General features: G+C 43.3%; 28 protein-coding genes, 2 tRNA genes and 2 pseudogenes. 12 read left to right on the forward strand and 20 right to left on the reverse strand.

All coding sequences use genetic code 11. The annotated features are described in order from the left end of the window. Positions 1-13: 13 nt before the first annotated feature. A tRNA-Ala gene (locus tag RAM70_RS09905) sits at positions 14-86 on the reverse strand. A gap of 131 nt (positions 87-217) precedes the next feature. Here RAM70_RS09905 and RAM70_RS09910 point away from each other — a divergent pair. Further along, entirely contained in the window at positions 218-769 is a 552-nt protein-coding gene (locus RAM70_RS09910; RefSeq protein ID WP_312673530.1) for a 1,2-dihydroxy-3-keto-5-methylthiopentene dioxygenase, read from the forward strand. Between the two features lie 166 nt (positions 770-935). Here RAM70_RS09910 and petG read toward each other — a convergent pair whose 3' ends face one another. Together petG and RAM70_RS23085 are read right to left on the reverse strand one after the other, a co-directional pair. Beyond that, entirely contained in the window at positions 936-1,052 is a 117-nt protein-coding gene (petG, locus tag RAM70_RS09915) for a cytochrome b6-f complex subunit V (RefSeq protein WP_002738052.1), read from the reverse strand. A gap of 675 nt (positions 1,053-1,727) precedes the next feature. Next, positions 1,728-1,895: pseudogene (locus tag RAM70_RS23085) on the reverse strand (transposase); the annotation flags it as partial. 76 nt (positions 1,896-1,971) lie between these two features. On the opposite strand from RAM70_RS23085, the gene RAM70_RS09925 reads away from it, so the two are divergent. The 4 genes and pseudogenes from RAM70_RS09925 to RAM70_RS09940 all read left to right on the forward strand — a co-directional run bounded on the left by RAM70_RS09925 (position 1,972) and on the right by RAM70_RS09940 (position 3,244). Further along, a complete protein-coding gene (locus RAM70_RS09925) occupies positions 1,972-2,157 on the forward strand; it encodes a hypothetical protein (protein WP_152606989.1) in 186 nt (61 codons plus the stop codon). A 238-nt stretch (positions 2,158-2,395) separates the two neighbouring features. Further along, positions 2,396-2,500, forward strand: a pseudogene (locus RAM70_RS09930) (CU044_2847 family protein); the annotation flags it as partial. Between the two features lies 1 nt (position 2,501). Next, positions 2,502-3,089: a Uma2 family endonuclease gene (locus tag RAM70_RS09935; protein ID WP_312673534.1), complete on the forward strand. Its 588-nt coding sequence runs from the start codon at positions 2,502-2,504 to the stop codon at positions 3,087-3,089. Beyond that, a complete protein-coding gene (locus RAM70_RS09940; protein WP_287969755.1) occupies positions 3,089-3,244 on the forward strand; it encodes a hypothetical protein in 156 nt (51 codons plus the stop codon). Before RAM70_RS09935 ends, RAM70_RS09940 begins: the two co-directional genes overlap by 1 nt. A gap of 192 nt (positions 3,245-3,436) precedes the next feature. Here RAM70_RS09940 and RAM70_RS09945 read toward each other — a convergent pair whose 3' ends face one another. From RAM70_RS09945 to petJ, 12 genes are all read right to left on the reverse strand, one after another. After that, positions 3,437-3,781 carry a hypothetical protein gene (locus tag RAM70_RS09945; protein WP_045358550.1) on the reverse strand — a complete coding sequence of 115 codons (345 nt, stop codon included), beginning with the start codon at positions 3,779-3,781 and terminating at the stop codon, positions 3,437-3,439. An 8-nt stretch (positions 3,782-3,789) separates the two neighbouring features. Next, the gene (locus RAM70_RS09950) at positions 3,790-4,137 is read right to left on the reverse strand and encodes a Tse2 family ADP-ribosyltransferase toxin (protein ID WP_045358549.1); all 348 of its coding nucleotides are present in this window, start codon (positions 4,135-4,137) and stop codon (positions 3,790-3,792) included. Positions 4,138-4,457: 320 nt separating this feature from the next. After that, complete coding sequence (locus RAM70_RS09955; protein WP_312673538.1) at positions 4,458-4,799, reverse strand: HepT-like ribonuclease domain-containing protein; 342 nt, start codon at positions 4,797-4,799, stop codon at positions 4,458-4,460. Further along, entirely contained in the window at positions 4,796-5,089 is a 294-nt protein-coding gene (locus RAM70_RS09960; RefSeq protein WP_002733639.1) for a nucleotidyltransferase family protein, read from the reverse strand. Before RAM70_RS09960 ends, RAM70_RS09955 begins: the two co-directional genes overlap by 4 nt. A 234-nt stretch (positions 5,090-5,323) precedes the next feature. Beyond that, positions 5,324-6,637: a tetratricopeptide repeat protein gene (locus RAM70_RS09965; RefSeq protein WP_312673540.1), complete on the reverse strand. Its 1,314-nt coding sequence runs from the start codon at positions 6,635-6,637 to the stop codon at positions 5,324-5,326. Between the two features lie 332 nt (positions 6,638-6,969). Continuing rightward, positions 6,970-7,152 (reverse strand): type II toxin-antitoxin system HicA family toxin, encoded by a 183-nt coding sequence (locus RAM70_RS09970; protein WP_012267861.1) that lies wholly within the window; start codon positions 7,150-7,152, stop codon positions 6,970-6,972. After that, positions 7,149-7,340 (reverse strand): type II toxin-antitoxin system HicB family antitoxin, encoded by a 192-nt coding sequence (locus RAM70_RS09975; protein ID WP_002800870.1) that lies wholly within the window; start codon positions 7,338-7,340, stop codon positions 7,149-7,151. The genes RAM70_RS09970 and RAM70_RS09975 overlap by 4 nt, the downstream gene beginning before the upstream one ends. Before the next feature lie 270 nt (positions 7,341-7,610). Beyond that, positions 7,611-8,516 carry a tetratricopeptide repeat protein gene (locus RAM70_RS09980; RefSeq protein ID WP_159296577.1) on the reverse strand — a complete coding sequence of 302 codons (906 nt, stop codon included), beginning with the start codon at positions 8,514-8,516 and terminating at the stop codon, positions 7,611-7,613. Positions 8,517-8,866: 350 nt separating this feature from the next. Beyond that, positions 8,867-9,010, reverse strand: coding sequence for a putative toxin-antitoxin system toxin component, PIN family (locus tag RAM70_RS09985; RefSeq protein WP_072926101.1), 144 nt, complete (start codon positions 9,008-9,010; stop codon positions 8,867-8,869). Continuing rightward, the gene (locus tag RAM70_RS09990) at positions 9,007-9,276 is read right to left on the reverse strand and encodes a hypothetical protein (RefSeq protein ID WP_002796343.1); all 270 of its coding nucleotides are present in this window, start codon (positions 9,274-9,276) and stop codon (positions 9,007-9,009) included. The genes RAM70_RS09985 and RAM70_RS09990 overlap by 4 nt, the downstream gene beginning before the upstream one ends. 511 nt (positions 9,277-9,787) lie before the next feature. After that, positions 9,788-11,467, reverse strand: coding sequence for a DUF3352 domain-containing protein (locus tag RAM70_RS09995; RefSeq protein WP_312673551.1), 1,680 nt, complete (start codon positions 11,465-11,467; stop codon positions 9,788-9,790). 116 nt (positions 11,468-11,583) lie between these two features. Beyond that, positions 11,584-11,904, reverse strand: a complete 321-nt coding sequence (gene petJ / locus RAM70_RS10000; protein ID WP_002732729.1) for a cytochrome c6 PetJ — start codon at positions 11,902-11,904, stop codon at positions 11,584-11,586. A 192-nt stretch (positions 11,905-12,096) separates the two neighbouring features. On the opposite strand from petJ, the gene petE reads away from it, so the two are divergent. The 3 genes from petE to RAM70_RS10015 all read left to right on the forward strand — a co-directional run bounded on the left by petE (position 12,097) and on the right by RAM70_RS10015 (position 14,823). Then, entirely contained in the window at positions 12,097-12,474 is a 378-nt protein-coding gene (petE, locus tag RAM70_RS10005; protein WP_045358543.1) for a plastocyanin, read from the forward strand. A gap of 464 nt (positions 12,475-12,938) precedes the next feature. Further along, a complete protein-coding gene (locus RAM70_RS10010; protein ID WP_108937080.1) occupies positions 12,939-14,666 on the forward strand; it encodes a succinate dehydrogenase/fumarate reductase flavoprotein subunit in 1,728 nt (575 codons plus the stop codon). An 83-nt stretch (positions 14,667-14,749) separates the two neighbouring features. Continuing rightward, positions 14,750-14,823 (forward strand) — tRNA-Met (locus tag RAM70_RS10015). Between the two features lie 194 nt (positions 14,824-15,017). On the opposite strand, the gene nrtS is transcribed toward RAM70_RS10015, so the two are convergent. The 4 genes from nrtS to RAM70_RS10035 form a co-directional block, all read right to left on the reverse strand. Beyond that, on the reverse strand, positions 15,018-15,269 hold the full coding sequence (nrtS, locus tag RAM70_RS10020) for a nitrate/nitrite transporter NrtS (RefSeq protein ID WP_312673554.1): 252 nt from the start codon (positions 15,267-15,269) through the stop codon (positions 15,018-15,020). 3 nt (positions 15,270-15,272) lie between these two features. Further along, on the reverse strand, positions 15,273-15,836 hold the full coding sequence (locus RAM70_RS10025) for a GUN4 domain-containing protein (RefSeq protein ID WP_288001862.1): 564 nt from the start codon (positions 15,834-15,836) through the stop codon (positions 15,273-15,275). 65 nt (positions 15,837-15,901) lie between these two features. Continuing rightward, positions 15,902-17,032 (reverse strand): CO2 hydration protein, encoded by a 1,131-nt coding sequence (locus RAM70_RS10030; RefSeq protein ID WP_045358539.1) that lies wholly within the window; start codon positions 17,030-17,032, stop codon positions 15,902-15,904. Positions 17,033-17,063: 31 nt separating this feature from the next. Next, a complete protein-coding gene (locus RAM70_RS10035; protein ID WP_045358538.1) occupies positions 17,064-17,420 on the reverse strand; it encodes a DUF1823 family protein in 357 nt (118 codons plus the stop codon). A 230-nt stretch (positions 17,421-17,650) separates the two neighbouring features. On the opposite strand from RAM70_RS10035, the gene RAM70_RS10040 reads away from it, so the two are divergent. The 3 genes from RAM70_RS10040 to RAM70_RS10050 all read left to right on the forward strand — a co-directional run bounded on the left by RAM70_RS10040 (position 17,651) and on the right by RAM70_RS10050 (position 19,995). After that, positions 17,651-18,544 carry a DMT family transporter gene (locus tag RAM70_RS10040; RefSeq protein WP_045358537.1) on the forward strand — a complete coding sequence of 298 codons (894 nt, stop codon included), beginning with the start codon at positions 17,651-17,653 and terminating at the stop codon, positions 18,542-18,544. Between the two features lie 307 nt (positions 18,545-18,851). After that, on the forward strand, positions 18,852-19,388 hold the full coding sequence (locus RAM70_RS10045) for a type 4 pilin (protein ID WP_312675878.1): 537 nt from the start codon (positions 18,852-18,854) through the stop codon (positions 19,386-19,388). Continuing rightward, positions 19,366-19,995 (forward strand): pilus assembly FimT family protein, encoded by a 630-nt coding sequence (locus RAM70_RS10050; RefSeq protein ID WP_312673556.1) that lies wholly within the window; start codon positions 19,366-19,368, stop codon positions 19,993-19,995. The genes RAM70_RS10045 and RAM70_RS10050 overlap by 23 nt, the downstream gene beginning before the upstream one ends. Positions 19,996-20,397: 402 nt before the next feature. On the opposite strand, the gene RAM70_RS10055 is transcribed toward RAM70_RS10050, so the two are convergent. After that, positions 20,398-20,781, reverse strand: a complete 384-nt coding sequence (locus RAM70_RS10055) for a hypothetical protein (RefSeq protein ID WP_002791292.1) — start codon at positions 20,779-20,781, stop codon at positions 20,398-20,400. Positions 20,782-20,865: 84 nt separating this feature from the next. Between RAM70_RS10055 and hslO the strand changes: the two genes are divergently transcribed. Beyond that, entirely contained in the window at positions 20,866-21,780 is a 915-nt protein-coding gene (gene hslO, locus RAM70_RS10060) for an Hsp33 family molecular chaperone HslO (protein WP_045358525.1), read from the forward strand. The last annotated feature ends 18 nt before the right edge of the window (positions 21,781-21,798 follow it).

Here is a 21,798-nt window from a genome sequence, read left to right on the forward strand (position 1 = left end):
TATCTCTGGAAAATGGAGAATAGGGAACTCGAATCCCTGACCTCTGCGGTGCGATCGCAGCGCTCTACCAACTGAGCTAATTCCCCATATATGGGCCATAATAGCATTTTTGAGCAGAAAATCCTAGGAACTGGCAAGGGATCGAGGGGCAAAAAATCGGGCGGCTTGCCTCTGGAAAACTTTAAAATAGAAAAAGTAATCTTGAGGATGATAACTAATGGCGATACTACGCTTAGAGAATGGGACAACCTATACCCAGTTAGCCGACATTAGTCTGGAATTGGCCAAATTAAATGTTACTTTAAACTATTGGCCGATCGAAAACGAAGCCACCCGTCAGCTACTTAAGCAAGCTTCTCTGACTGACGAAGAAAAAGAAATAGTTTTAACCAGCTTAGACGGTTATTTTGAGCAACTTAAGCAAGAAGCGGGTTATCAAGCCAGAGATTTAATCGTTTTACACCCTGAAATTCCCAATCTCGACACTTTACTGGCCAAATTCGAGCGCTGTCACACCCACGCTGACGATGAGGTGCGTTATATCATTGATGGGGAAGGGGTTTTTGGCTTTGTTTTTCCCGATGGTTCTCAGGGGGAATTAACTATTCAACCTCAAGAATATATCAATGTTCCCGCCCATAGCGAACACTGGTTTCACCTCACTGCCAGTAAACGAGTTAAAGCAGTGCGTTACTTCACCACTACCGCCGGATGGGTTCCCGAATACACGGAGACTGTCATTCGTTTTCCTAGTTTAACAGCCCTGTAGCCTTTGGTTTTCGGCGATCGCTCTCCCAAGACAGATGAGTTTTGCGGGGATGACAACGCCGGCAGCCACAATCTGTTAAGCGGCAAATTTGTCCTGTGGAAAATCTCCCGTCTAGTGCCTAGCTTGACGGGAGATTGTCTCAATTCGGGGGATTGGCGTGATAGATTTAGTCTAAGCCGAATTGATTGCCCCGTTTGTACTGTAAATAGGCGGCAACGAACAAACCCGCTAGGGTAATGGGAATTAAGCCTAGGACAATCCCTAGCACTAAAGGTTCAATCACGTCTGTACTCCTTGGATTAGCAATTTTTCACCCCTATTTTATCCTAGCAGGGGTTGCCCGCGAAAGATAGGGCGGACAGCAGGTAGATAGGGCGATCGCAGACAATTCTTAAATGTCAGATACCTGGCAAAAATCAAACATCTTCCCTTATGGGAGCAGGGAGTGGGGTGTAGGGTGTGGGGTGTGGGGTGTGTGAAATTTCCCTAAATCCCTATCTCCCTATCTCCCTATCTCCCTATCTCCCTAAATCCCTGTCTCGGAGTCTCCTGACTCCCCAAAAGGAAAACGGCTCTCTTGGGTTTGGTGGGTAAAATGTATTCTAAGATACAGTCTTGCCAGCGAGCGACTGGAACGAACCACAAAGACACAAAGGACACAAAGATTGATCGGTTCTATATAAGTTAAACTTATCACACAAAGAATAAGAGAGCCGGAAAACTTCGTATCTCACAATTAATATAACTGCTATATCGGATTTTTGGCATAATTAATTTTTCAAGGATAAAAAACCTAGAAATCAGATTTTAGGAATGTAAACAAGTTGAATATCGATTTTAGGCGTTGCTGAATCAAGGTATTAATGCCAACTGTGCAGGTTCCCGTGCAAAAGTTAGTTTGGGTCTAGGTTTTAAGAAATTCCACCAAAAAAAATTCAGATCTCAAATCAGGAACGCCTAAAATGAAAATGGCATCGATTGTGAATGGGTGACGTTGCATAACGTAGCGAAATGCTTCTCGCAAGAGGGAGATGTTTTCGGGTTCGCACAAGAATTTTTGACGCTTGTGGGTGACAAGAGTAAAAAAGTAAGTTCCTCCCTCAATTTTTGCCCTTCGATACTGCATAATAAGTATTGATTATTTTGGCGCATAATCCCCCTTGTAGGTTGGATTGACCCAAGGAAACCCAACTATAGTAATCATGACAATTATCGTCGGTTGGTTTGACTACGAAACTACAGTAGGTTGGGTTGACCTAAGGAAACCCAACTATAGTACGGTTGGATTGACCCAAGGAAACCCCACAAAAAGCCATGAGAGGAGGGGAATAGCGATCGCTAATTCCGACGGATTTAGGTGTTGGCTGTTGGGTTTCGCTCTCCCCTAAAATCGAGAGGTTTTCTTTAACCTATTGATTCGCTCAACCCAACCTACAAAACTGATCACTGAAATGTTGGGTTTCGCTTTCCCTTAAAATCGAGAGGTTTTCTTTAACCTATTGATTCGCTCAACCCAACCTACGGACTAATATTGTCAATGACTATGTACAATTATTATTAACTTCGATCAAACAGGGAGTTTCCCAAGCTAATCCACCCAGTCAGGTTACTTGAGAATTTGGCTTACAAGTTGGGGGTAAAACGGGGATTCCTTTAGTGACAAAAGGTTCAGCACAAGCTAATATTAAGTTAGCTATTGAATGGAAATTTAACCAAGATAAGGGAGGTTAGTATGCAAGTTCAAATCGAAAAACGGTATTATACACCGGAAGAATATTGTCGGCTAGAAGAAACAGCAGAATACAAAAATGAATATTTAGATGGAGAAATTATTCCTATGACGGGAGCAACAACCAATCATAATCTGATTGCTGGTAATTTTTATAAAAATTTTCCAGCTAAGATTAATAATGAAGATTATTGGACTTTCATGAGTGATGTACGGTTATGGATGCCGACATATCGCTTTTATACTTATCCTGATGTAATGGTGATTAAAGGCAAACCATTATATGAAGGAAAAGGCACAAATACTGTAACTAATGCCTTAATTATTGTCGAGGTTTTATCGAAATCTACTAGAGATTATGACCGCACTGATAAGTTTAAGTTTTATCGCTCAATTCCTGACTTTAAGGAATATATTTTAATTGATCAATACCGTTATTATGTGGAACAATTTTATCAACAAAATAATGGAGAATGGTTGTTTAAATTTTATGAATCAGAGAATGATGTTTTAAGGTTGTATTCTGTAGATATTCAAATTTCACTGCTGGATATTTATCAACGAATTGACTTTAATTTAAGTGAAGAATAATGATTAAATCCCATCTCAATTATCTACCAAAATCAGTTAATATTGCGATTCTCAAAATCAAGAAGGAAACCCAACAAAAAAATAAGAGGATCGAAATAGCGATCGCCATTTTCAAATCCTATAGTAATCATAGCAATTATCGTCCGTTGGGTTGAACCAAGGAAACCCAACTATAGACGAAAGGAACCCCAACAAAAAGATTCAGACGGATTTAGGTGTTGGGTGTTGGGTTTCGCTTTCCCTGAGAATTGAGAGGTTTTCTTTAACATATTTATTTGCTCAACCCAACCTACGGACTACGGACTTTATGAACGGTGGCTAAATAAGTAATCATTATGTTTCTCATTTCAGGTTCGCATTAGATTATATTCTTCGCGGATTGATGAAGTTAGAGATTCCACTAAGATTAATTTTTCCTCAATTGACAGGGTTTTTCCTTGTTTAATTAATGTTTGTAAAGGCATTTTTTTCAAATCAAATTCAGGCACAAGTAGAGCCAATTCTTTTGTTTGTTGATTTTGTAAGTCAGTAATTAACTCTTGTAAAAATAGAAAATCATTACTTAAGTCTGAAATTTCATCTTCATATTTTTCGAGAGTTTCTAGTTGTTGAATACGGTCACTATAATTTTTGAGAAGGGCTTCGAGAGCTTCGATAATAAATTGGATGTCTTTAAATGATAGAGTTTTCATAGTTTACCTCAACTTACACGATAAAAAAATTCACCAATTACCCTTAAGGCTTGTTGATAGGTTTCTATTGACATGGGAAATAAGGGTTTCCATAACCAGTGATTACCTCGATCATTAATTAATTCTAGCTCACTGGGAATAGAATTCCCCCGATCTAGTTTCCACCAGTTGTTTCCTATTCCCTGAACGGAAAAGGTGGAAATTCCCCCCGGTGTTTGTCCATCGACAAGGGTTTCTTTTACCCATATTTGCCCATTATTTTCATAGATGGCAATATCTTTGTTAGGACGAACATGATCCATTCTGGGAGATGTAGCATTACCTCTACGGTATAAATCAACGGGTGTTTTTATCATTTGTCACCTCCCTAATTCGCGTAAAAGTTGCATCACCTCTTCATAAGTTGCCATATTATCCTGCTGGAGGAATAATATAGCTGCTTGTTGTAGATAAATTTTTACTTTTTCGGTTTGTTTTAATATGGCACATAAAAGACCACGACTACGGACTATAGTAATCATAGCAATTATCGTCGGTTGGATTGACGTAAGGAAACCCAACAAAAAGATTCAGACAGATTTAGGTGTTGGGTGTTGGGTTTCGCTTTCCCTGAGAATTGAGAGGTTTTCTTTAACCTATTGATTCGCTCAACCCAACCTACAAAATTAGACTTTGATTAAGTATTGACTGATTCTAGATGCCTTAAAATCTGTTCTCTTAAATTATCCAAATAATTCTCTACCACATCCCAAACTGTATTAAGGTCAATTCCTCCTAAATAATCATGTACTAAAATATTCCTAAAACCAGAAATATTACGCCAGTCAACATCGGGAATATTTGCCTTTAATTCCTCCGAAAGCTGTTGAGTTGATTCTGCCAAGGTTTGTAAGCGTCTAATGATAGCATCGCTGATCATTGAATTAGCAAAAAACTCCTGTTTTCCTCCTTGGCAATACTCCTTAATTTTATCAATACAGTCTAAAATGTATCCAAGATAAACTTGATCTTCATTCATAACTTAATTGCCTCCTTTAAGATTCGCTGTTTAATTAGATGATGAAGGCTTTTTTCAGTTACTACATCCACTTTACACCCTAAGAGATCCTCTAAATCAACTAATAATCCACCAGGAAACCAAGGGGATGTTTTAGCTAAATCATAATCAATTAAAAAATCAATATCACTATTTTCGGTTTCCTCACCTCTAGCAACGGAACCAAATACACGCACATTAAAAGCACCATGTTTGGTGGCAATTTTTAGGATATCCTCTCGTTTGTCTTGTATGAGTTGTTTTAGGGTCATAAAATAACATCCATCCCGAAGGTTTTTAATGAACAATTAACAGACTAGACTAGAAAAAACTAAATACTGATAACAATTATCCTAGGTTGAATTGACCCAAGGAAACCCAACAAAAAGCCATGAGAAGCGATCGCCGATTCCGACAGATTTAAGTGTTGGCTGTTGGGTTTCGCTTTCCCTTAAAATTGAGAGGTTTTCTTTAACCCATTGATTCGCTCAACCCAAGAAAAAGGACTAGACCGCGCCTAATAGCCGTAGGATTTCCATAACCTTTTCATATAACGCCGCGTTTCCTTGCTGGCGGTACAGTTCGGCGGCTTGTCGCAAATCTCTGATCGCTTTTTCCCTTTCTAGTCGATAGTAGTAAAGAACCCCGCGATTGACGTAAGCGATTGCGTATCGGGGATTAATGTTGATCGCCTGATTGAAATCGGACAGGGCGAGGTCGGCTTTTCCCTGTTCGTAGTAAAGATTCCCGCGATTGTAGTAAGCATTGGCGTATCGGGGATTAATGTTGATCGCCTGATTGTAATCGGACAGGGCGAGGTCGGGTTTTCCCTGATCTTCGTAAAGAGACCCGCGATTGTTGTAAGCCGGGGCTAATCGGGGATTAATGTTGAGCGCCTGATTGTAATCGGACAGGGCGCGGTCGGCTTTTCCCTGTTCGTCGTAAAGAAGCCCGCGATTGCTGTAAGCCAGGGCTAATCGGGGATTAATGTTGAGCGCCTGATTGAAATCGGACAGGGCGAGGTCGGGTTTCCCCTGTTCGTAGTAAAGAGTCCCGCGATTGTAGTAAGCATTGGCGTTTCGGGGATTAATGTTGAGCGCCTGATTGTAATCGGACAGGGCGCGGTCGGCTTTTCCCTGTTCGTCGTAAAGAAGCCCCCGATTGTTGTAAGCTTCGGCGAAGCGGGGATTAATGTTGATCGCCTGATTGTAATCGGACAGGGCGCGGTCGGGTTTCCCCTGATCGTAGTAAAGAAGCCCGCGACCGTTGTAAGCTTCGGCCAATCGGGGATTAATGTTGAGCGCTTTGTTGAATTCAGCGAGGGCGAGGTCGGGTTTCTCCTGTTGTCGGTAAAGAAGCCCGCGATTGCTGTAAGCCAGGGCTAATCGGGGATTAATGTTGAGCGCCTGATTGAAATCGGACAGGGCGAGGTCGGGTTTCCCCTGTTCGGCGTAAAGAAACCCGCGATTGTTGTAAGCCTCGGCTAATCGGGGATTAATGTTGAGCGCCTGATTGTAATCGGACAGGGCGAGGTCGGGTTTCTCCTGTTGTTCGTAAAGAAACCCGCGATTGAGGTAAGCCTCGGCGTATCGGGGATTAATGTTGAGCGCTTTGTTGAATTCAGCGAGGGCGAGATCGTATTTTTTCTGTTGGATGTAGCCAACTCCCCGGTTATAGTGGCCGATCGCGTCTTGATTGTTCCCTTGAGCGATTCGGGTTTCGGCTGGTTGTCGGCTCTCTAGCGCCATGACGGGGCGAACAGTCGCGAGGGTGGAAAGGCTGATTAGGCTAACGGTGGTAAGAAGGGCAAAGGATTTCATGGCTAGTTCCTCGGTGGGGATGGTTTTAAATTCTACTTAGGGTTGGCTGAATATCGGTGTAAATCCTGCTAAAAAAGGTTTTTGGGCTAAAAAAGCCTAAAAATATTATCCAACAAGGTTTTTAGATTGATTCAGCAACCCCTACTTAATTCATAGGCTGCTTTTTTGGGAATATGCAGAATAGGCTTTTTTTGTCTAAAAAGCACTAGGCTACTACTATCTAAAGTAATTAGAAAGTAGTAAGAGCGATCACTTTTTTTTAAATCCTACAGTAATCATTTTTCCATAGCTCCTTTGCTTCCTTGTAGCCTTGTTTGATTGGCACTGTGAATTTATCTGTCACCAGTAAGACTTTTGATAATCTTTTTAGCCAATCGCTCATTAATTTCTCGATGTCTGGGAATTGGTTCTGTTTTTCCAGTATCTGGATTATGGTAAATATCATGTTTCCCTCCACGTCTAATCAAGTAGCAGCCAGCTTGCTCCAATTGTGCAATTAAATCATGTCTTTTCATGCGAATTCAAACTCTGCAACTCTCTTGATTCCGGGGATTTCTTCCGTAGTAAATGTTCTGTAGAGATCGATCAGGTTTTCGATTAATTCTTCTAAGTCAACACCTTGGGTCCAATGATCGGGAAATTCATTCAAATAGCCCAAGAACATCCCATCTGATTCTTTCCAATATGTATATGGAATCCTCATGGTGAAATCCTCATTCTGCGTTGCTAACGATATTAAGTTGACCCCTATTATAACGGAATTGCTCTCAAGCCACGATCAGCTTTATTATCAGGGTTGGCAGCGAGATTGCCGCCTGACACTTCGTTAATGCAGCCGACAAAATTTGCGATCGCCTATTGAGACGGATTGAGGTGTTGGCTGTTGGGTTTCCCTTTCCCCTAAAATTGAGAGGTTTTCTTTAACCTATTGATTCGCTCAACCCCACCGACGGACTCAACCCAAGAAAAAGGACTAGACCGCGCCTAATAGCCGTAGGAGTTCCATAATCTTTTCATATAACGCCGCGTTTCCTTGCTGGCGGGACAGTTCGGCGGCTTGTCGGAAATCTCTGATCGCTTTTTCCCTTTCTTGTCGAGAGTAATAAAGAACCCCCCGATTGGCGTAAGCCTGGGCTTCTCGGGGATTAATGTTGATCGCCTGATTGTAATCGGACAGGGCGAGGTCGGGTTTCCCCTGTTCGTCGTAAAGAAGCCCGCGATTGTTGTAAGCCAGGGCGAATCGGGGATTAATGTTGAGCGCCTGATTGTAATCGGACAGGGCGAGGTCGGGTTTCCCCTGTTCGTAGTAAAGAAGCCCGCGACCGTTGTAAGCTTCGGCCAATCGGGGATTAATGTTGAGCGCCTGATTGTAATCGGACAGGGCGAGGTCGGGTTTCCCCTGATCGTCGTAAAGATTCCCCCGATTGTAGTAAGCCTTCGCGTATCGGGGATTAATGTTGAGCGCCTGATTGTAATCGGACAGGGCGAGGTCGGGTTTTCCCTGTTCGTCGTAAAGAACCCCCCGATTGTAGTAAGCCTCGGCGAATCGGGGATTAATGTTGAGCGCCTGATTGTAATCGGACAGGGCGAGGTCGGGTTTCCCCTGTTCGTCGTAAAGAACCCCCCGATTGAGGTAAGCTTCGGCCAATCGGGGATTAATGTTGATCGCTTTGGTGAATTCAGCGAGAGCGAGATCGTATTTTTCTTGTTGGATGTAGTCAACTCCCCGGTTATAGTGGCCGATCGCGTCTTGATTGTTCCCTTGAGCGATCCGGGTTTCGGCTGGTTGTCGGCTCTCTAGCGCCATGACGGGGCGAACAGTCGCGAGGGTGGAAAGGCTGATTAGGCTGACGGTGGTAAGAAGGGCAAAGGATTTCATGGCTAGTTCCTCACTGGGGATGGTTTTAAATTCTACTTAGGGTTGGCTGAATATCGGTGTAAATCCTGCTAAAAAAGGTTTTTGGGCTAAAAAAGCCTAAAAATATTATCCAACAAGGTTTTTAGATTGATTCAGCAACCCCTACTTAATTCATAGGCTGCTTTTTTGGGAATATGCAGAATAGGCTTTTTTTGTCTAAAAAGCACTAGGCTACTACTATCTAAAGTAATTAGAAAGTAGTAAGAGCGATCGCTTTTTTTAAATCCTACAGTAATCATAGCAATTATTGTCGGTCAAACTTATCTTTTCTCTTGGTGTAAATCGTCAATTAATTACCTTACTCCTCTTCTCTACTCATTAAAGTAGCGACTAAGAAATTCTTGGGGAGTAATGATTGTAATTCTTTGATTTTTAGCTAATTTAAGGATTTTACCCGGAACTCCTCCCCACAACAATCCTGAAATCCAAACATTGACATCTAGAACAACTTTCATGAGTTGGCGCGTCTAATTTGGCGAGCTTCTTTAATCATCTGGCTAATCTCAGCCAGAGTCGGTTGATTGGGGTCTGGTTCCATTGCTTCTAGTCGCTCAAAGAATTGCTCTAGATTGACTTTATCTTGATGAACTTTTTTGAGAATGATGGAGTCTTCCGTCAGGGAAATCATGTATTTATCTCCTGGGTTGAGGCGGGTTTGAACTTCAGGAGGAAGTTCGAGGTTTCCTTCTCGATTGATTTGTATGAGTAGCTCTTTGGTCATCGGCTTCAGAATCAACTTTATTAACTTTAGCTGTTAAACAGACTTTATAAATAATCTGATCAAGTTAATTATATATATTTTAGCGAATTTTTCAAGCTAGGGCTTGCTACCTTGGAATCTAATCTGGGAATTGATGACCCTCAGCGATTCGCGTCTGGAGAGGTAATGTTTCTCCCTCTACATTTATACTACCCCAAGAGAGTCCTTCCACAGAATCAATACCACTGGCTACTTGATAACGGATCCAGAACGGTTATTAGCGACGCTTGAGTAAAACCCAACCACACCAATGTCGTCAAGAATGTTGGGTTTTGCTCAAACCATTGAATCGAGCAGTTTTCTCCTAAGTATTAAATCGCTCAACCAAACCTACAAGCTTCTATCTGATAACTGATAAGTACCTAAGCAAAATTAATTACACATATCTAACCACCTCTTGCCTCCTGCCTTTTGCCTTTTGCCTATCTTCACTAGGAAATTAATTTTGCACGACTACTTAACTGATAACTGATTAAGACTTCACTCCCAGGTTAAAGAAAATCGTTCCCCGACGCACAGAATTTTCACTACCTTGGCTGCTAATCGTAAGAGAACGCAGATTATTAAATAAAGGCTTAATCGATAATTCTAACACCCGCACGATCGGGAATTTTGCCTCGATTACTGGTTGCAATTGTCGCCAATCGACGTAAAAATAACCATCATTTTCTGCGGGTAGAGCAGTAATTGCCTGTCGAAACTTACCACTACTTAAGATGGGGTTTTTCTGTGCAGATAAAGCTAAACCCATCGCTTCCACAGAACTAGCGATAATTTCATAATTATCGACCCTAGTATGCACTCCCGTCACGAGCGTTTCTAGTTGCGCTTTTCCTCCCGGGACCGCCGTGGTTAACTTTGTCCAAGCTGTCACCGTTCGATCGAGTAAAGGCAGATTAACCACATTATAGCCGCGACTGCGGGCTAACTCATCCAAATGCTCGATCGCACTGTCCACCTCTACCCCCATCACCCGTTCCCCTACAAAAACACTATCGGGTTCCATCCCCTTTGAACTAGGCACGAGAGCGAGGCTATATTCGCCTCTAACCCAGCTAAAAACGTCTTCAGGCAAATTTAAACCTAAAGGCGACTGGAAGCGGTTTAAGACCTGTGTTATTAATTCCTGTAGGGGACTATCTGCTTCTAACCCCTCCTCTACCTGAGTCCAAAAACGATTTAAATCGCGACTAGCGGCGACTAAAAGGCTATTTTCGCCGATAAAAGATAATGCTCCCACGGGACTAGATAAAATTGGTGCTTGGTCATCCTGTCCTAAGACTCCAATTAAGGCGGTTTGAGCGACTATTCCCCCAGATTTGAGGGTAAAAGCCGTGGCTAATCGTTGTTTTGCTTCGGGACTCTCTGGGACGGGTTGATTAGCGATCCAAGCCGATAACGGGGGTAAATTGCCGTAAACTATAGCTATACGCGGTTCGGTGATATTTTTGAGGGCTTCTCGGTAATCAGGGCTATTTTTTAGGTTTAAATCCGGTACTTGCACGTTATTAAGTGCCTCGCGCAAAACCTTGATATTATTGGCAAAAAGCACCGTATCACCGACGACGGCACTAGCGAGAAAACGATTATTATCTCCTGCGGTCAAGGGACGTTGATAAATGAGGTTAACTCCCTTGTAGAGTTCAAAAACGAGGTCAAATTTGCCCGAAACCGCCTGTTTTGAGTAGGAAGCTTGCAGAAATTCCTTAGCGCGTTCACCATCTTTACTTTGAATTGCCAAAAGATAACCCGGTTGGATACCATTATCGGTATCGCGATCGAAATCTAGGGAAGTAACAGCGAGGGTAATTTCCTCCCCTAACCAGGGTTTGATTTCCTTTTGATAATTTAATCCCGTTTTGCCGAGCAGACTTTTTTCTAAATCTTTAATTTGTTGGTGGGAACGTCGTCGATTAGCCGGTGTAGCGATTAATTGACCAAAAGACTCTAAACGTTCGGGATTGACCAACAAGGATACCATAACCGGGGCCTGTTTCGGCACAAAAATCGCCGCCGCCGGTTCCCGCAACACCCCACCTTTGAGCAAAGACAGAGGACTATCGGCGAGAATCCAAGCAAAACTGGCTGTAGCGACTCCTAGGAGAATGATTACCGTCGCACCTAAAAGATAGAAAAACGATCGCAATTTCACAACCTTGTCCCGAGATGAACCATTAGCTATTTTAAGCCAGCAATTGACCCAAGAATTTCGATCGCTACAATTCTTACCAGACTGACAACCGATAACTCGCCACCGATAACTAACTTTTACCAGCCTTTTTCCGCTTGAGCGAGGACATAATTAGCTACAGCTTCGATATCTTCAGCGCTGAGACGACCACCGAAAGCGGGCATCGCCCCCATACCTTTGGTAACTTGGGTAACGATAGCTTCAACGGAATCTTTGCCGTATTTAACTAAATCTTCTTTTTTCAGGGTTTTAGCGGCATTAACCACGTTTTTACCGCCCATGTGGCAGGAAGCACAGTTAGCACTGAAAATCGAAGCCCCATCAGCTAAAGCGGGACGAGCCATACCGAAAGTAACCACAGCCAAGAGCAAGCACAGGGAAATTAATAATCTTTTCACGATAGGTTCTCCTCTATTTCTTAAGAAATTCCCCAACCATCGTCAGAAAAAACCGGTTTTCTTGTCAAAAGACAAGCTGTCAAACTTGGTGTAGAATTAATTCATGGGACAGTTAAAAGCAAACTTTTACTTTTTTGTCAAAAGACAGGCTGTCAAACTTGTCATCTTCCCTCGTGTAAAGGATTAACAAGCATGAAAAAATTAGGTTTATTGTTCGCTACCGTGGCGCTAGTCGTCTCTAGCTTCTTCTTCAACACTGCCTCCGCTGCTGCGGAAACCTTCACGGTGAAGATGGGCGGTGATGCAGGTACACTACAATTTGATCCCCCCGCCCTCACTATTAAAGCAGGAGATACGGTGAAATGGGTCAATAACAAACTTTCTCCCCATAACATAGTTTTCGATAGCACCAAGGTTCCCGAAGCCCAGGCTGCTAAATTATCCCATAAAGGTCTGGCTTTTTCCGCTGGTGAGTCCTTTGAAAGCACTTTCAGCGAACCGGGTACTTACACCTACTACTGCGAACCCCATCGCGGCGCCGGTATGGTCGGAACGATTACCGTTCAGTAATTATCCGATTTTAACCAAAAATAACTCGCGGTTAACTGCCGCGGGTTGTTTTTTTGGGAATTATGAAGACTTTTCAGTTATCAGTAAACAGGAATCAGTAATCAGTGAGGTTCTTCAGTTTGTCTTATGCAACGGACAGGGTTATAAGGAATGAAACTCTTATAGAGAAAGACATTTGGCGATTTTTGTCAATTGTTTTTGAACTAGAACGAACTCATCAATTAAGTTTTTTGCCAGATAAGGATTTAGTCGATTTATGCCCCCCGAGCGAACCATACCAAGTTCAGTAATCAGTAAACAGTAATCAGTGAACTGAAAACTCGCATCTGATAACTGATAACTGATAACTGATAACTGATAATTGAAAGGGCTGCCTCCTGAAATATAAAGTCTCGGTTACAAAAACTCACCTCTGAGCAATTCTCCCTCCACCATAGAAACAGAAGCCCGTAGAAAAATCAGCCATGAAAGAACACGATGTCGTTATAGTGGGCGGTGGGTTAGCAGGATGCCGCGCCGCCTTAGAAATCAAACGCCTCAACCCGACTATCGATGTTGCTGTCGTTGCCAAAACCCACCCAATTCGTTCCCACTCCGTCGCCGCCCAGGGGGGTATCGCCGCCGCCCTGCAAAACGTTGACCCCAAAGATAATCCCAAGGCCCACGCCTACGATACCGTCAAAGGTTCCGATTTTCTAGCTGACCAGGATGCAGTGGATATTCTCACCCAAGAAGCCCCCGAAGTTATCATCGAATTGGAACATCTAGGCGTGTTATTCTCCCGTCTCGAAGATGGACGCATTGCCCAAAGAGCCTTTGGCGGTCACAGCCATAACCGGGCCTGTTACGCCGCCGATAAAACCGGTCACGCCATGCTGCACGAATTGGTCAGCAATTTAGGCCGTAATCAGGTAAAAATCTACGATGAATGGTACGTTTTGCGTCTTATCCTCGAAGAAGGTACGGCCAAAGGGGTGGTTATGTACCAAATCGCCACCGGACAGTTAGAAATCCTCCGGGCAAAAGCAATTATGTTCGGTACGGGGGGCTATGGTCGCGTTTATAACACCACCTCCAACGATTTCGCCTGTACGGGGGACGGTTTAGCTTTATCGGCAAAAGCGGGTATTCCCCTAGAAGACATGGAATTTGTCCAATTTCACCCCACTGGACTCTATCCCGTCGGTGTTTTAATCTCGGAAGCGGTCCGGGGTGAAGGCGCTTATTTAATCAATAGCGAAGGTCGTCGTTTTATGGAAGATTACGCCCCCTCGCGCATGGAATTAGCCCCCCGGGACATCACTTCCCGGGCCATTACCCTAGAAATTCGCGCCGGCCGGGGGGTAAATCTGGACGGTAGCGCCGGGGGTCCCTTTGTCTATCTGGATTTACGCCATTTAGGCCGGGAAAAAATTATGAGTCGCATTCCCTTCTGTTGGGAGGAGGCCCACCGTCTCGTCGGTGTCGATGCGGTAGAGGAACCGATGCCTGTACGTCCTACAGTTCACTATTGTATGGGAGGCATTCCCGTTAATACCGATGGTCGCGTTCGCTTAAGTGCCGATACCCTCACCGAGGGCTTTTTCTCCGCCGGGGAATGTTCCTGTGTCTCCGTCCACGGGGCCAATCGTTTGGGCAGTAATTCCCTGTTAGAATGTGTGGTCTATGGGAGAAGAACCGGCAAATCGATCGCTAAATACGTCGAAAAACGCGCTTTTCCCGTCTTTAATCCCGATATTTACCTTCAGGATGCTAAAGAGGAAATCACCGCTTTATTGACCAAAAAAGGCACGATTCGCATCGGTCAACTACGTCAGGAATTCCAAGACTGTATGACCCAACATTGCGGCGTTTTTCGCACCGAAGCGACCATGCGCGAGGGAATTAAACAAATCGGCGAATTAAAGCGCAAATACGAGCAGATTTACCTCGATGATAGGGGTGATTGCTGGAATACGGAACTAATCGAGGCCTGGGAATTACAAAGTCTCATGGTGGTGGGGGAAATTATCCTCACCTCTGCCCTCAATCGTCAAGAAAGCCGAGGGGCCCACTCCCGCGAGGATTTTCCCCAACGGGATGACCAAAATTTCCTTCAGCATACCCTCGCCTATTATTCCCCCTCCGGCATCGATATCGACTATATGCCCGTGGTGATTCAGGATTTCACCCCCGTGGAACGTAAGTATTAACCTCTGGTCGGACGGTAAATGTAAAGGAATTTTACAAACTCCTTGGCATTTACCGAGATTTAGTTCTATACTAGATAAAGCAACGCGGGATAGAGCAGTCTGGTAGCTCGTCGGGCTCATAACCCGAAGGTCAGTGGTTCAAATCCGCTTCCCGCCATTAACCTGAAATAGTCCTAATACTGAAAGCCTAGCTTTTAATTCTGGGCTGATCTTTACTGCTGCTATGGCTGGAAATTTGGGTAGAAACCTTTAGCGTAAGAGAGTAAAAGAATGCTAGAGGAATTTTGGGGTTAGAAGGATATTATCTCGGCATTTTGTCTGCTAATTCAGCATAAAGAGTAACCAAGAGCCTTATTTGGGCGATTTTTTCGGCCACTGTTGACGGTGATAACTGCTATACTGCCCATGAACATTGACCAGATAGGGAACTAGATAAGTCAGTAATGCCGCCAGCCAGCGATCGCCTGTCATGCGACCAGACATTATAGCATAACCGTGGTTAATTGTCAATAAAATTGTCCCCACCACTACAGCCACTTTTATCCCAGTGGGGGCAAATTGGGGGGATAATAAAGCCCGAAAATAGCCGATAATTCCTTTCATTGCCTATAAATCGCACTCTATCAGGCGAGTAAAACAAAAAGTCACCATTTTTAACCCGTAGGGAGACTTCCACCAGAGGGCAGGAAAACAGCCTTGAGGAGCTGCTAGACTAAAATCCCAGTGATCATAATCATCGATACGCCACTCATCTTTGTCGCGCCATCCCACCAATTCCCCAAATTTTCTAATCGTTTCCGCATCTTGGGTACGCAGGGTGTTAATACTACCACCGACGGCAAAATATAACTTCACCTGAGCGCTAAAACCGAAATGATCGCCGCTATAATTTTTCCAAAGGCGATCAAGTACCCGAATCACATTAACGGGAAACCGCATCATATCCTCTGGAGTTAAAGTATCGCGGGTTCTGCCGGCAGCTTCGAGGATAACTCGCAGAGTTTCCGCGTCTGCTTCCCTAAAGTTCCCCTCAGCTAGAAATTGCTGTAATTTACCATAGCGCTCGATGTCCGGTACTAACATCTGCCGCGCTTCGATGAGGGCAACCCGTTCGCTTAAAGATTGCAATTGAGCTAAAATATCCTGAAGTTGGGCGTTAATATCTGACATAAATATAAGGGAGTTTGTTGACTGCAAAAATTACCGATTTATCGGCAAAATAATTGGCAAAATAATTATTGATTTACCGCTTCTAATCGCGACTTGACAAAGCGATTCATCCATGCTTCTAGATAGATGCGATTGGCTTTTTGTTCTTTTAAATCTGTGGTAGTTAAAGGGTAAGGTGCTAATCCTTGAATGGCTGCCGTTGTTACACAAAACATCGACTTTTGAAAAGTTTCGCAGATCTGGACTAATAAATCTTCCTCTTGACGAAAACTCTTTTTATAAATGTCGTGCAGATAATCTGGTAAAAAGTGACGCATATCCTGCATTAATAGTGTGGGAGGAATCCCTGCACCTCCGATGGGTAAAGGATCTGCATACAAAGCACCATAGGCAAACATTCCTTGATCGTAGGGAATTTGATAGGCTTGGGCATTATAGGAAATTGTACCGGGGAAAGGTGTTCCGCGAAAGAAAACCGCCTCAACGTAGGGGATTGCTGTATCTGCAAGAAAGGTTAATCCTGCCGATTTGGGGATCAGATCATAGGTTTGTCCTTTGATTTTTACCTGATAGACAATTGCTTGACTAGCATTATCGACTAAATTTTTCTTAATGTGTGCCACCACTGCGGGAATACTGGTAATTTGTCCGGCATCGTAGAGATCGGATAAACTTAAAAAAGTATCGGCCATAATTCGCCAAAATTGACCTAAACCGCTATAGTAGGCCATCATCCGCATTTGTTCTGGCAAAAATTCAGGAAAGGCTTTATTTAAACTTAAAACTAGGGGATTATTCCTAAATTTGGCTTGAATAACCTTGGCTGTCACTTCCCGAAAAGCGGCACTATCTACATAACTATCTAAACCACCCCCACCATGCCAAAACATGGCTTTCATACAGTATTCAGCATACTCAAAATTAATGCGATCGTGCCACCAGTGTTGTAGTAATTTCTGCCAAGATACTTGACCATTAAAATATTTAAAGAAAGGGAAAAAAACCAAAAACTGATTTTCCGCAATATAAATTAAATTTTTGGAATAAGCATCTAACACCACCCCGTAACTTTTCAGGATACCCACTACCTCGATCAAATTCTGGGGAGTATCTTTTAACAATGCTTCCCCAGCCGTGAGACGATCAATATAGGATGCTAGGGGATGAGAGGAGGACTTGACAGGGATAGTGACCATGCTAGAAGCTTGATAAAATAACTTTCCTCATCTATTTTAACCCATAAAAGCACAACCAATTAGCGGCGGTGGCACGGCGAGTCATGCGGGGATTGAATTCGCCAATTTTATAACCGGTAAACCCCAATTTATCTTTTAATAATTGTTTATTTTCTGGCAAGATCGATCGAGTTAATTTTACTGTTGGGGGACGATTGGCAATAAAATCTGGGGGTTGAGGATATTCACGTCGCCAATCTTCCTCTACTTGACTATTATCCCATTTTCCTTGACTTTCATCGTAGCGATAACCTAAAGTTTGCCAGACCAATTTATTAACGGTTTCGTCGTCAATTTCATCGTTAATAATCGCCCAAATTGTCTCTATATTTAATTCTGGTAGTTCCATAGATCAAGTAAATAGCAGATGGGGTGATGGGGTGATGGGGTGTGGGGTGTGGGGTGTGGGGTGTGGGGTGTGGGGTGTGGGGTGTGGGGTGTGGGGTGATGGGAGCAAAAAACTGATCAGTGATCACTGATTACTGATCACTGATAACTGACTCCTGACTCCTGACTCCTGCCTACGGCTAAAATAACTGGTAAATAACATCATTGATCATCGTGCGAGCGCAGCCTATTTTGCCTCCTTCCAACGCCAAAATTATTTTTATTTTAACTATCGGTGTGGTGTCGGTTTCTGCATCGGCAATTTTTATCCGGTTAGCGATCGAAGCGGTAGGTAATGCTACGATCGCATTTAGTTTATTTTTAGCGACTTCCCGTCTGATATTGGCTTCTGTTGTCCTAATTCCGAACTGGTTGACCTTATCACGCCAAAAAGTCCCTATTCAAGCCTATTATTACGCAGTGGGGGCAGGATTTTGTTTAGCTCTCCATTTTGCTACTTGGATTACTTCTCTATCCTACACCTCGATCGCCGCTTCTACCACTTTAGTCACCACTAATCCCCTCTGGGTTTCTCTGTTGGGTTGGTGGTGGTTTCGAGAAAAACCGACAAAATTAACTTTTATCGGCATTTTTGTGGCTTTAACGGGGGGATTATTGATTGTTTTAGCCGATCGAGATGTCAGTAGTTCTTATCCTAACCCTTTATTGGGCAATAGCTTGGCTTTAATTGGGGCAATTCTCGTTAGTGGTTATATTCTCCTCGGACGGGAAGCACAAAGAAAGGGCTTAAATATTAAGAATTATATAACTGTAGCCTACACTACCGCAGGATTAGCTTTATTACCCAATATTTTCTTCTTCGGTCAAGGTTACGAAAGCTATCCTTTGTCCGTGTATGTTTATGTGTTAATGATGGCGATTTTTCCGCAATTAATCGGTCATACTAGCTTTAACTGGGCTTTGCGATGGGTAGCACCGACAATAGTAACCATGGTAATTTTATTAGAGCCAATCGCCGCGAGTCTGTTAGGAGTGTTCATTTTTGGTGAAATACCCCCCCAAGAAGTAATTTATGGCGGATTAATTCTATTAATCGGCGTAGGCATTGCTATTTTGGGCGGATAAGCTGTTAGTGTATCTAAATTACTGGTTAAGTGTGATCTCGATCGCCGATTGTGATCACAGACAAAGAATAGATTAGTGTACAATGCTAACTGGATGAGAGTTTAGACAATCTGACTCACTGGAGCAATAGGGGTTGCGGGGAATTAATTCCCTGGCTAGAGTTAGAAATATCCCATCATCTGGGTACTCTGTAGTTGAGGGCTAAAAAAGCCAGTAGTTTTGAGGAAAAACTTGGGAGGATTAGGAAGTGAAATCAAAAGGAAAGAGGATACCGCTAAAACTGTCATCGTCTGAGTCAGGTTTCTCCCTGTTAGAAGTAATCATTGCCATTTTGACTATTACCGCTTTCTTAACGGGAACCCTACAGTTAATGGCAGTGGATGCCTTATATAAAGTTCGGTCAGAAAGACAAGCTCAAGCTAACTTTTGGATTCAAGAAGACTTCGAGGATACCAAATATATAGCTTCGACTTTAAATGTGACTTCCAGTCCCAATTATGTCAGTCCAGATGTATGTACAAATATCAATCAGGGTTATGCCACAGCTTTAAGAAGACAACTAACGGATATTAAACTCCCCACCCCTATACCGACGGACCCCCAATTAGTAGCGACCAGAACAATTGTCGGTAAAAACTATTCTCTCTATCGGACTTTTAATATTGATAACCAATCGGATAATCCCCATCTTCTCCGTATAGAGTATAAGGTGAAGTTAGCTGATGATGAAATCGCTAATGACTATCAAACTCAAGAAAGAGACGAAAGAAGCGAACAAGAAGGAAAATTTCTTGCTAAAAGTTCTGTTGAGGTGATTCCCGATGCGTCGTTTGAATGTCCATAAAAATCAGGGTTTTACCCTGTTAGAAATTTTGGTAGCTTTGGCAATTACGGGAGTTCTTGCCGCCTTAACCCTGCCTAATTTATTAGCTTGGTTAAATAGCAATAAAGTCCAAGAAGCCACCGATTCTATACAATCAGCCCTAGAGGATGCCCAAGGACAAGCTATCCGTCTGGGGAGAATTTGCACGATTAATTTTACCAACGGGACTGGCAATAATCCCACGGTTTACCGGCAAATAACCGCCAGTGAAGCAGGTTGTTTAGTGGCGACTAATACTAACGCGGGCTCCTTAAGTCTGCCGCAGGAAATATTTATGGTGGTGAATAATTTTACGAATGTTCCCACTACTAGCAGCAGTCTGGGGGTACAGTTTTCCTTTCGGGGTCATGTGCCGGGGTTAACCTTTGAGCCGCCGCAAAACCAAGCGATAATCGTATTATATCCCGCCGCCGATGCCTCCGCCGATCCCTATCCCAACCAAGAAAAAAAATGTCTAGTTATCGCTTCTCTGTTAGGAATAATTAAACAAGGTACTTATACTGGAACTTCTCTAACTAACCTCGATGCCAGTAAATGTGAAATCAGTCTCGATGGAACTCAACCCTAATCAGTTATCAGTTAAGTAGTCGTGCAAAATAAATTTCCTAGTGAAGATAGGCAAGAGGCAAAAGGCAAAAGGCAAAAGCTTTATCGAAATGTGTAATTAATTTTGCTTAGGTACTTATCAGGTGTGAGTTATCAGTTATCAGTTACCAGATGTGAGTTATCAGGTGTGAGTTATCAGTTAAGCTAAGACGCATTTAAAACCCTTATTCTTAGATTAGCCGAACCTCTCCCCCCCGATGTCGGGGGGGTTGGGGGGGTGTTGCCTTTTGACTCTTGCCTCTTGCCTCGTCTCAACAAGCAATTTAAATTACGAACAGCTTATCAGTTATCAGGTGTGAGTTTTTAGTTTACTGTTTACTGTTTACTGATTACTGTTTACTGTTCACTGTTCACTGATTACTGATTACTTTTGATTGCTCAGAAATAGTCGTAATTTCAATAAACTGAGAGTTTGACCGAGATTGAGGGGAAGGAGGGAAATGCCTTCTAAACGGGATTGTAACCAACCATCACCCCAATACCATTCGTGATAGCCATCGATGCCTTGACTCAAAAGCAAGCGTAAACACTGGTCATTGGCCAATAAAACCTGATGTTGTACGGGAATTAAACCTAACCAAGAGGTAAAAGTCAAACCTTCCTCTAATTTATCGGGTAGATTAGGCGAGAGCATTTGCGGCCACAGCCATTGACGGAGATGAGCAGTTTTGAGCAAACTATCCCGGATAGCCTGTTCACTGGCCGAGATTTCGATACGCAGCTGACTTTGTTGAAAATTGCCGAACATATTATTATCTGATAATTTTTGTTAAGTTAGTTAAAGAATAACTAAAAATCGGGACAGCGTTTTCCAAGGATAACAGTAAGTAGTATGGCAGATAAATTAATCCGCGCCACGGCCGCCGATGGGGGAATTAGAGTAGTAGGAGTGATTACCACTCGTTTAACCGAAGAAGCCCGCCAAAGACATCAATTATCTAACGTAGCCACCGCCGCGCTCGGTCGCACGATGGCATCGGCTTTACTCTTGGCTTCCAGTTTAAAAAAACCCGGTTCTAGGGTCAATATTCGCATTAAAGGCGACGGTCCTCTGGGTGGGGTCTTGGTTGATGCTGGACTCGATGGCACGGTGCGGGGTTATGTGGACTATCCCCAAGTGGAATTACTCCCCAATGCTAAGGGTAAATTAGATGTGGGTCGCGCCGTGGGTAACAAGGGTTATGTGCGAGTCTTACGCGAAGAAAAAGGCGAGGGGAGAAATGAACTTCAAGAAAGCATCGTCGAGATAGTTTCTGGGGAAGTGGGGGAAGATATCGCCTACTATCTAGACCAATCGGAACAAATTCCCTCCGCTTTGCAAGTGGGGGTTTTTGTCGGTACGACCACAGGAGTGACGGCTGCTGGGGGAATTTTATTACAAGTTCTCTCTAAAGAAGCCGCCCGGGATGAGGTCTTAGTGGCTCGTTTAGAGTCGAGATTGCGAAAATTAACGGGATTTACGCCCCTTTTACGCGCAGGAAAAGGACTAGAAGATATTTTTCAGGAACTTCTCGGAGATATGGGTCTAGAAATTTTTCCTGCTGTGCAGATGCTGCGTTTTGATTGTAGCTGCTCTTTTGAACGGGTCTTAGGAGCTTTAAAATTCCTCGGGGTCGATGAATTAAAAGACATCATCGAAAAAGATAAACAAGCGGAAGCCGTCTGTGAGTTTTGTCGGGAAGTGTATAATGCCAACGAGACACAATTAATCGAATTAGTCGAGTCTCTACAGGCTGAATCTTGCTGAGAAGTTGGGCAATGAGCG

This window comes from Microcystis wesenbergii NRERC-220 (genome assembly GCF_032027425.1).
GTDB lineage: Bacteria > Cyanobacteriota > Cyanobacteriia > Cyanobacteriales > Microcystaceae > Microcystis > Microcystis wesenbergii_A.

Coding starts and splice junctions, on each gene's coding strand:
- RAM70_RS09910 (WP_312673530.1), top strand. CDS start 218: ATGGCGATACTACGCTTAGAGAATGGGACAACCTATACCCAGTTAGCC.
- RAM70_RS09925 (WP_152606989.1), top strand. CDS start 1,972: ATGACAATTATCGTCGGTTGGTTTGACTACGAAACTACAGTAGGTTGG.
- RAM70_RS09935 (WP_312673534.1), top strand. CDS start 2,502: ATGCAAGTTCAAATCGAAAAACGGTATTATACACCGGAAGAATATTGT.
- RAM70_RS09940 (WP_287969755.1), top strand. CDS start 3,089: ATGATTAAATCCCATCTCAATTATCTACCAAAATCAGTTAATATTGCG.
- RAM70_RS09945 (WP_045358550.1), bottom strand. CDS start 3,781: ATGAAAACTCTATCATTTAAAGACATCCAATTTATTATCGAAGCTCTC.
- RAM70_RS09950 (WP_045358549.1), bottom strand. CDS start 4,137: ATGATAAAAACACCCGTTGATTTATACCGTAGAGGTAATGCTACATCT.
- RAM70_RS09955 (WP_312673538.1), bottom strand. CDS start 4,799: ATGAATGAAGATCAAGTTTATCTTGGATACATTTTAGACTGTATTGAT.
- RAM70_RS09960 (WP_002733639.1), bottom strand. CDS start 5,089: ATGACCCTAAAACAACTCATACAAGACAAACGAGAGGATATCCTAAAA.
- RAM70_RS09965 (WP_312673540.1), bottom strand. CDS start 6,637: ATGAAATCCTTTGCCCTTCTTACCACCGTTAGCCTAATCAGCCTTTCC.
- RAM70_RS09970 (WP_012267861.1), bottom strand. CDS start 7,152: ATGAAAAGACATGATTTAATTGCACAATTGGAGCAAGCTGGCTGCTAC.
- RAM70_RS09975 (WP_002800870.1), bottom strand. CDS start 7,340: ATGAGGATTCCATATACATATTGGAAAGAATCAGATGGGATGTTCTTG.
- RAM70_RS09980 (WP_159296577.1), bottom strand. CDS start 8,516: ATGAAATCCTTTGCCCTTCTTACCACCGTCAGCCTAATCAGCCTTTCC.
- RAM70_RS09985 (WP_072926101.1), bottom strand. CDS start 9,010: ATGAAAGTTGTTCTAGATGTCAATGTTTGGATTTCAGGATTGTTGTGG.
- RAM70_RS09990 (WP_002796343.1), bottom strand. CDS start 9,276: ATGACCAAAGAGCTACTCATACAAATCAATCGAGAAGGAAACCTCGAA.
- petE (WP_045358543.1), top strand. CDS start 12,097: ATGAAAAAATTAGGTTTATTGTTCGCTACCGTGGCGCTAGTCGTCTCT.
- RAM70_RS10010 (WP_108937080.1), top strand. CDS start 12,939: ATGAAAGAACACGATGTCGTTATAGTGGGCGGTGGGTTAGCAGGATGC.
- nrtS (WP_312673554.1), bottom strand. CDS start 15,269: ATGAAAGGAATTATCGGCTATTTTCGGGCTTTATTATCCCCCCAATTT.
- RAM70_RS10025 (WP_288001862.1), bottom strand. CDS start 15,836: ATGTCAGATATTAACGCCCAACTTCAGGATATTTTAGCTCAATTGCAA.
- RAM70_RS10030 (WP_045358539.1), bottom strand. CDS start 17,032: ATGGTCACTATCCCTGTCAAGTCCTCCTCTCATCCCCTAGCATCCTAT.
- RAM70_RS10035 (WP_045358538.1), bottom strand. CDS start 17,420: ATGGAACTACCAGAATTAAATATAGAGACAATTTGGGCGATTATTAAC.
- RAM70_RS10050 (WP_312673556.1), top strand. CDS start 19,366: ATGCGTCGTTTGAATGTCCATAAAAATCAGGGTTTTACCCTGTTAGAA.
- RAM70_RS10055 (WP_002791292.1), bottom strand. CDS start 20,781: ATGTTCGGCAATTTTCAACAAAGTCAGCTGCGTATCGAAATCTCGGCC.
- hslO (WP_045358525.1), top strand. CDS start 20,866: ATGGCAGATAAATTAATCCGCGCCACGGCCGCCGATGGGGGAATTAGA.